Genomic DNA, 7,301 nt, shown 5'->3' on the forward strand with positions numbered 1-7,301 from the left:
GGAGATGGTGATGCCGGGGGACAATGTGAACCTGCGGGTGAAGCTGATTGCGCCGGTGGCGATCGAGGAGGGGCTGCGGTTTGCCATCCGGGAAGGCGGGCTGACGGTGGGCGCCGGCGTCGTCACCCGCATCCTGGATTAGCGAAGCAGGCTCCCCTGGGCGGTGGGGAGAGGGAGCGTCCCGCAATGGTCCCAGCGGTGTAACTCCTCTCCCTGATCAAGGGCCTGTTCGGAAGGGTGGTAGGCCAACTCGAACAGCCTGCCCACCCGAAATCTTTTTTTCGTTATGATCTCAGAAATAGTGGTGAGGCCTATGGCCAAGCAGCGATTGCGCATCCGTTTGAAGGCATACGATCACCGGATCCTGGACGAATCCGCGCGCCGCATTGTGGAGGTGGCGGAGCGCACCGGCGCGCGGGTCATCGGCCCGATCCCGCTCCCCACGAAGCGGGAGCGGTTCACCGTGATCCGTTCGCCGTTTATCGATAAGGACTCCCAGGAGCACTTTGAGATCCGCACCCACAAGCGGCTGATCGATGTCCTGGATCCAGATCCAAAGACCATCGATCAACTGATGCGCCTGAACCTGCCGGCTGGTGTGGATATTGAGATCAAGATCTAATCGACTCCTCGCATCATCAGGCGGAGGTCCGCCCTGGCCGGTGGTCACTCCAGCCAACAGGGACGATTTTTCCCAACAGAATTTTTTCGTGGGATGCGGATCGCTTTCTGCGGCCCGCACGCCGCGAAAAGGGGATGATGGGCTGGAACAGGCGACCAGTCCCCACCGGAGGGTTAGAGGATGAAGAGCTTGCTGGCTCGCAAGATTGGGATGACTCAAATGTTTAATGAGCAGGGTGAGGTGGTTCCGGTGACCGTCCTCCGGGCTGGGCCCTGCTATGTGACGCAGTTGCGAACGCCCGAGCGGGATGGCTATGCGGCGATCCAACTGGGCTTTGAGGAAACAAAGCCTCGGCGGCTGACCCAGGGTGAGTTGGGCCATCTGCTCAAGCGAAATCTTCCTCCGCTTCGGGTGCTGCGGGAGATCCGCCTCCCGGGTCCGGAGGCTCTGGCCTCCTACCGCGAAGGACAGGTGTTAACCGTCTCGATCTTCTCGCCCGGGGAGCGAGTGGATGTCACCGGATGGTCTAAGGGGCGTGGCTTTGCGGGAGGGATCAAACGCCATGGCTTCGCCCGGCAGGCGAAGACCCACGGTCAGTCGGACCGCCACCGGGCGCCCGGGTCGATCGGGACGAACACCGATCCCGGCCGCGTGGTGAAAGGGAAGCGCATGGCCGGCCACTACGGGAACGAGCGGGTAACGGTCCGGAATCTCCAGGTGGTCTGGGTGGATCCGGAGCGCCATCTAATCGCCCTGAAAGGGGCTATCCCGGGCCCCCGAGGCGGCTTAGTAATGATTCGACAGGCCAAACGGCCTTACTGAGCTGATAAGATGTCCGCCGGAATCCTGGGAGAGGCTCGTGCTTCGTTTCATGATGTTTGGGGGATATGGGGTCGCCCCCTGCACCCTGAAGATCTCGGTTTCGCCCGCCGAACACACGGACTGAAGCTCAAAATCCTATCGAAATGAAGCACCGGATTTCGCCCAGATAACTCTTGAGGCGGGGCTGCTGAAAGCGGTCCTGACCTTCCAGAAAAGGTGTTCAAGGCGTTCGGGGATCCGTGCAAGGAGGCATGGCGATGCGTGTTCCGGTCTGGAATATGGAAGGACAGCAGGTAGGGGAGATCGAGCTGCGACCGGAGGTGTTTGAAGCTCCCATTCATATCCCGTTGATGCATCAGGCGCTCATCCGGCAGCTGGCCAACGCCCGTCTGGGAACCCACAAGACGAAAACGCGGGGGGAGGTGCACTATAGCAGCCGCAAGATGTGGCCACAGAAACATACCGGGCGGGCCCGTCAGGGGAGCCGGGATGCGCCTCACTGGTATCACGGTGGGGTGGTATTCGGGCCGCGGCCGCGCAGTTACGAGCAGAAGATGCCGAAGAAGATGCGCCGCGCGGCGTTGCGTTCCGCCCTCTCCGTGAAGGCCAAGGAGGGCCAGATCTTGGTGTTGGATCGCCTGGAGCTGCCAGAGCCCCGGACCAAGCTGATGAAGGAAATCCTGGATCGGTTGCCGATCGGCCGAAGTGCGCTGATCTTGCTGGCTGGCCCGAACGAGAACGTGAAGCGGGCGATGCGGAATTTGCCGAATGTGGCCTATCTTCATGCCATGTGTTTGAACATCCGGGATCTCTTCAGGTATGAGACCCTGATTATCCCCCGGGACGCCCTGGCCGTTATCGAGGATTGGCTGACGCGTCCTGTGGTTCGCAAGAAGTTCGTGCTGCCTTCGACGGAGGCGGCGTTGAAGGCTGGATAAAGAGTCCTGAGCGGGGGATGGGGAAATGAACCTGTATGAAGTGATCAAGCGGCCGGTGATCACTGAGAAGACCACCCGGCTTAAGGAAGCGAACCAGTATGTATTTGAGGTGGATCCGCGGGCGAACTGCCATCAGATCCGGGAGGCGGTGGAAAAGATTTTCAACGTCCGTGTTCTGGATGTGCGAATCATGAATGTCCCGGCCAAACGACGACGGGACTGGCGGGCGCGGATCCTCAGCAGCAAACCCAAGCAGGTGGTGCGCCGCCCGAGCTGGAAGAAGGCGATCGTCAAAATCGCCCCGGGCCAGCGCATCGATATCTTCGAGGTATAAGCGCCCGTAGAGTCCTGAGCAAAGTGCCGCGTCGAGCTCATGCAGGGGCCAGATCCTATCGTTTGCGCATTGCGAAGCTTCTGAGAATCGGGCCCCGGTTTCACGGCCTGGCTCCTGCGGATTCGTTCGACGTGGAGGGATCCCAGCGGCTTGGGAGGAAGACCGATGGGCATCAAGGTCTACAAGTCGACAACGCCCGGTCGCCGCAATGCGACCGGTTATACCTTTGAGGAAATCACAAGGGACGAGCCGGAGAAATCCCTGGTTGTTCCTTTGAAAAAGCATGCGGGGCGGAATTTTCAGGGGCGGATCACCGTCCGCCATCGGGGCGGTGGGCATAAGCGGCTTTACCGCCTCATCGACTTCAGGCGGCGGGATAAGGAGGGCATTCCGGCGAAAGTGGTCAGCATTGAATACGATCCGAACCGCACGGCCCGCATCGCGCTGTTGCAATACGCGGATGGAGAGAAACGTTACATCCTGGCCCCTCTGGGCCTGCAGGTCGGGGATATCGTGATGAACGGGCCTGAGGCGGAGATCAAGGTCGGCAACGCTCTGCCGCTGGCCAACATCCCGGTGGGGACCCTGGTGCACAACGTGGAACTGTATCCGGGGCACGGTGGCCAGATCGCCCGGGCGGCAGGCGCGGTGGCCCAGATCCTCGGCAAGGAAGAGGGATACGCCATCCTGCGGCTGCCCTCGGGGGAGATCCGGAAGGTCCGCCTGGAGTGCTACGCGACCATCGGACAGGTGGGGAACCTGGAACACGCCAACATCCGGCTGGGCAAGGCGGGCCGCAAGCGCTGGCTGGGCATCCGCCCAACGGTGCGCGGTTCGGCGATGTCGCCCCGGGATCACCCGCATGGAGGCGGTGAGGGCCGGGCGCCGATCGGCCTGCCTTATCCGAAGACGCCCTGGGGCAAGCACACGCTGGGCAAGAAAACCCGGCGTAATAAGGCCACCGATCAATATATCGTCCAGCGTCGCCAAAAGAAGAAACGAGGATAAGATTCTTGTGGCGGCGGATGGGGCTGCGGATTGGGTGAGAGGTGCAAGACGGCCGGAGGCGGCTTCGCCCCTCCCCACAGAACGAAATCCAGGGGGAGGGGCTATCGGTGTAGCACCTCCCCCCGTCCGCAGTAAAGCACTACCTGAAGTGGCATCCAATCGCATAAAAGGGGTGACTGGGGATGGGACGTTCGTTGAAGAAAGGTCCGTATTGCGATCCCAAGTTGTTGAAGAAGATCGAAGAGCTGAACCGTCGGGGCGAGAAGCGGGTCATCCGCACCTGGTCCCGTGCTTCAGTGATCTTCCCGCAGATGGTGGGGCATACGATTGCTGTCCATGATGGGCGGCGCCATGTGCCGATTTACATCACGGAGCAGATGGTTGGGCACCGTCTGGGGGAGTTCGCCCCAACGCGGACCTATCGCGGTCACACGGTCAAGGAAAAGAAGACCGGGGTCAGGTAGCGCAGTTTGTTGTCCGCTCCCCAGAGCCGGAGGATGGTCCTATCCAGCCTCAGAAACCCCGTGGTTCACGGGGCCCGGGGGATGAGGGAGGAAGGGCTCCCGTCGACTCCTTCGGCATGGGCCAACGGTGCAAGTCCGGTTTGTATATCAAAGAAGAAAAACTTTTGAAACCGATGGGGGATTCCAATGGCGAATCGGGTTCGGGCAGTAGCCCGTTATATCCGGATCTCGCCTTATAAGGCGCGCCTGGTCTGTAACTTGGTCAGGGGAATGCGGGCCGAAGATGCGTTGAGCGTGCTGCGTTTCACGCCTAAAAAGGCGGCGCGCTATGTCGAGAAACTGATCCGCTCGGCGATGGCCAACGCGGAGAACAACTACGGCCTCTCGCCCGCGGACCTCTATGTGGTGGATATTCGGGCTGACGACGGGCCTCGATATAAGCGGGTCCGTTTCGCTGCCCGGGGCCGGGTCCGTCCTATCCTGAAGCGGACCACCCATCTTACGGTGGTCCTGGAGGAGCGAGCGGCCTGAGCATGCGGCGCGGATTGAGAAACTGGATCCACTGCGCACGAGGAGGTGATCTTGGGTCGAAAAGTTCAGCCGATCGGTCTTCGTCTGGGGATCACGAAGAACTGGCTCGCCCGCTGGTATGCCGAGGGCCGGGAGTATGTGGAGCTGCTCCATGAAGACCTGAAGATCCGGCAATTTGTAAAGGAGCAGCTTAAAGAGGCGGGGATCGCTCGGATTGAGATCGAGCGATTTCCTAAGCAGGTTAATCTTTATATTCACGCGGCCCGTCCCGGCATTGTGATCGGTCGACGAGGTCTGGGGATCAAGCAGCTGCGCCAGGCCATCGAGGAGATGACTGGCAAGAAGGCGCGGGTGGAGATCGTGGAGGTCCCCAAGCCGGAACTCGAGGCGGCCATTGTGGCCGAGAGCATCGCCCAGCAGATCGAGAAGCGGGTCAGCCATGCTCGGGCCATGAAGCGGGCGATCCAGCAGGCCATGCGCGCCGGCGCCAGGGGGATCCGGATCACGGTCTCGGGCCGTCTGGGAGGAGCGGAGATGGCCCGCACGGAGACGCTGATGGAAGGCCGGGTTCCGCGCCATACGTTGCGGGCGGATATCGATTACGCCCTGGCGGAAGCGCTTACCAAGTGGGGGAAGATCGGCATCAAGGTCTGGATTTACCGCGGGGATACGGAGCCGGGGGCCTACGTTCAGCAGACCGCCGAGATGGTCGCCCGGGTGACATCGGCGCAACGAGGAGGTTAAGCGATGTTGATGCCGAAGCGGGTCAAATACCGCAAGCAGATGCGGGGGCGCATGAAGGGCAAGGAGAGCCGGGGGGTGGAACTGGTCTTTGGAGAATATGGCCTCCAGGCCCTGGAACCGTGCTGGTTGACCGCCCGGCAGATCGAGGCGGCCCGCCGCGCCATCGTCCGGTTCCTCCGTCAGCGCGGGAAATACTGGATCCGGGTTTTCCCGGATAAGCCAGTGACCCGTAAGCCCGCCGAAACCCGGATGGGGAAAGGCAAGGGGAATGTGGATCACTGGGTGGCCGTGGTGCGGCCCGGACGTATCATCTTTGAGATCGGTGGGGTGGGCGCTGACATCGCTCACGAGGCGTTGCGGCAGGCTTCCTATAAGCTGCCGATTCGAACTCAGATCATTACCGCAGAGGAACAGCAGGTCGGATAGCCCGGGAAAGGCGTCCGTCCCTGGCTCATGCTGGATGCTCAGGGGAGGCTTTTTCTTCCCGTTCTTCACAGCCCTGGGCGTCATGGATAAGGTGGGAATCCGGGCCTCCGACGGAGAGGCCAGCTGCGCGCAGGCCCTCTCCCCAAATGCAACATACGGATCGCCGAGGATGTTTTTCCTAATTGCCAGACATTCAGCAGGGAGGGAACTGTGGCCCTTCGTCCTGAGGAAATACGCAACTGGTCCGATGACGAGCTTCGAAATCGACTGGAGCAGATCCGCCGGGAGCTGTTTAATCTGCGGGTTCAGTGGGTGATGGGCCAGCTCAAAGATGTCAATCGGATCCGTGCGCTGCGAAAGGATAGCGCCCGCATATTGACCATCATGCGGGAGCGGGAGCTGGCTCGAGGAGGTGGGCGATGAAAGATCAGCGCAAGCGCTTCATTGGGCGAGTGACCAGCGACAAGATGGATAAAACCGTGGTGGTGACGGTGGAGGAGCTGGTGCGGCATCCTCTCTACGGGAAGGTGATCCGCCGTCGCCGCAAGTTCATGGCCCATAATGAGGGGAATCTGGCCCGCATGGGGGACCTGGTGCAGATCGTGGAGTCTCGCCCGCTGAGCCGTCGCAAGCGCTGGATCGTGGAGGCGATCCTGGAGCGGGCCCAGAAACCGGCGGAGCCCGTGCCGGAGCAGTTGCCCGGCGAGGAGATCCTGGCCGAGGGGTGATCCCGTTCTGTAGGGGCAACCCCCTGTGGTTACCCCAATCCCGTTACAGGCGGCCGTGCCTGCCCTTCAGCAAAGCGGAAGCCCGTTCGGAGGACAAGGGCCTCTCCTCATGGCCCTCTGGGCCGTGGGACGGGTGAGGCCATCCTGTCTCCCCGAAAGGCAGGAGAGGGGAGAGGACGCTCATCCGCATCGTCTTGTAACAGGTCTCATTCAACAAAGCGGTAGTGGCATCGCGGGAGGCGTATCCATGATTCAGCAGGAGTCTCGTCTCAGGGTTGCAGACAACACAGGCGCTCGAGAGATCCTGGTCATCCGGGTGCTGGGCGGTTCTTACCGCCGTTATGGCTATGTTGGGGATGTGGTGGTGGCCACGGTTAAAGACGCGATCCCGACCGCCACAGTGAAGAAGGGCGAGGTCGTGCGCGCGGTGATTGTCCGGACGGCGAAGGAATATCGCCGGCCGGATGGGTCGACGATTCGCTTCGATGATAACGCGGCGGTGATCCTGGACGAATTTGGCAATCCGAAGGGAACGCGGATCTTCGGCCCGGTTGCCCGCGAGCTTCGCGACAAGGGCTTCACCAAGATCATCTCCCTGGCCCCTGAGGTGCTGTGAAAGGAGGGGGAGATCGCCAGGGGTAGGGGGATGCTCGATTTTATCCCCTCTCCCCACGGCCCCTTGGA

Annotated in this window: 12 protein-coding genes and 1 pseudogene; all 13 read left to right on the plus strand. The window is 61.4% G+C overall.

From position 1 onward, the window contains the following. Positions 1 to 142 (plus strand): annotated as a pseudogene (tuf, locus tag NZM16_RS04720) (elongation factor Tu); the annotation flags it as partial. A gap of 171 nt (positions 143 to 313) precedes the next feature. Beyond that, positions 314 to 622: a 30S ribosomal protein S10 gene (gene rpsJ, locus NZM16_RS04725; protein ID WP_088571967.1), complete on the plus strand. Its 309-nt coding sequence runs from the start codon at positions 314 to 316 to the stop codon at positions 620 to 622. A gap of 180 nt (positions 623 to 802) precedes the next feature. Continuing rightward, entirely contained in the window at positions 803 to 1,444 is a 642-nt protein-coding gene (rplC, locus tag NZM16_RS04730; RefSeq protein ID WP_295478939.1) for a 50S ribosomal protein L3, read from the plus strand. A 257-nt stretch (positions 1,445 to 1,701) separates the two neighbouring features. Next, complete coding sequence (gene rplD / locus NZM16_RS04735) at positions 1,702 to 2,382, plus strand: 50S ribosomal protein L4 (protein ID WP_295450503.1); 681 nt, start codon at positions 1,702 to 1,704, stop codon at positions 2,380 to 2,382. Positions 2,383 to 2,407: 25 nt separating this feature from the next. Beyond that, positions 2,408 to 2,716 (plus strand): 50S ribosomal protein L23, encoded by a 309-nt coding sequence (rplW, locus tag NZM16_RS04740; RefSeq protein ID WP_295450505.1) that lies wholly within the window; start codon positions 2,408 to 2,410, stop codon positions 2,714 to 2,716. 165 nt (positions 2,717 to 2,881) lie between these two features. Continuing rightward, positions 2,882 to 3,724 (plus strand): 50S ribosomal protein L2, encoded by an 843-nt coding sequence (rplB, locus tag NZM16_RS04745; RefSeq protein ID WP_295450507.1) that lies wholly within the window; start codon positions 2,882 to 2,884, stop codon positions 3,722 to 3,724. Between the two features lie 182 nt (positions 3,725 to 3,906). Beyond that, the gene (gene rpsS, locus NZM16_RS04750; protein ID WP_088571972.1) at positions 3,907 to 4,188 is read left to right on the plus strand and encodes a 30S ribosomal protein S19; all 282 of its coding nucleotides are present in this window, start codon (positions 3,907 to 3,909) and stop codon (positions 4,186 to 4,188) included. 186 nt (positions 4,189 to 4,374) lie between these two features. After that, positions 4,375 to 4,719 (plus strand): 50S ribosomal protein L22, encoded by a 345-nt coding sequence (gene rplV, locus NZM16_RS04755; protein WP_295450510.1) that lies wholly within the window; start codon positions 4,375 to 4,377, stop codon positions 4,717 to 4,719. Between the two features lie 51 nt (positions 4,720 to 4,770). Further along, entirely contained in the window at positions 4,771 to 5,463 is a 693-nt protein-coding gene (gene rpsC / locus NZM16_RS04760) for a 30S ribosomal protein S3 (RefSeq protein WP_295450513.1), read from the plus strand. A 3-nt stretch (positions 5,464 to 5,466) separates the two neighbouring features. Beyond that, entirely contained in the window at positions 5,467 to 5,889 is a 423-nt protein-coding gene (gene rplP / locus NZM16_RS04765) for a 50S ribosomal protein L16 (RefSeq protein WP_295450516.1), read from the plus strand. 210 nt (positions 5,890 to 6,099) lie between these two features. Beyond that, positions 6,100 to 6,312: a 50S ribosomal protein L29 gene (rpmC, locus tag NZM16_RS04770; protein WP_295450518.1), complete on the plus strand. Its 213-nt coding sequence runs from the start codon at positions 6,100 to 6,102 to the stop codon at positions 6,310 to 6,312. Continuing rightward, positions 6,309 to 6,617, plus strand: coding sequence for a 30S ribosomal protein S17 (gene rpsQ / locus NZM16_RS04775; protein ID WP_295450520.1), 309 nt, complete (start codon positions 6,309 to 6,311; stop codon positions 6,615 to 6,617). Before rpmC ends, rpsQ begins: the two co-directional genes overlap by 4 nt. Before the next feature lie 247 nt (positions 6,618 to 6,864). Beyond that, on the plus strand, positions 6,865 to 7,233 hold the full coding sequence (gene rplN / locus NZM16_RS04780) for a 50S ribosomal protein L14 (protein WP_295450523.1): 369 nt from the start codon (positions 6,865 to 6,867) through the stop codon (positions 7,231 to 7,233). Positions 7,234 to 7,301: the final 68 nt, after the last annotated feature.

The sequence above is a fragment of the Thermoflexus sp. genome (genome assembly GCF_025055495.1).
In the GTDB taxonomy this organism is placed as follows: Bacteria; Chloroflexota; Anaerolineae; order Thermoflexales; family Thermoflexaceae; genus Thermoflexus.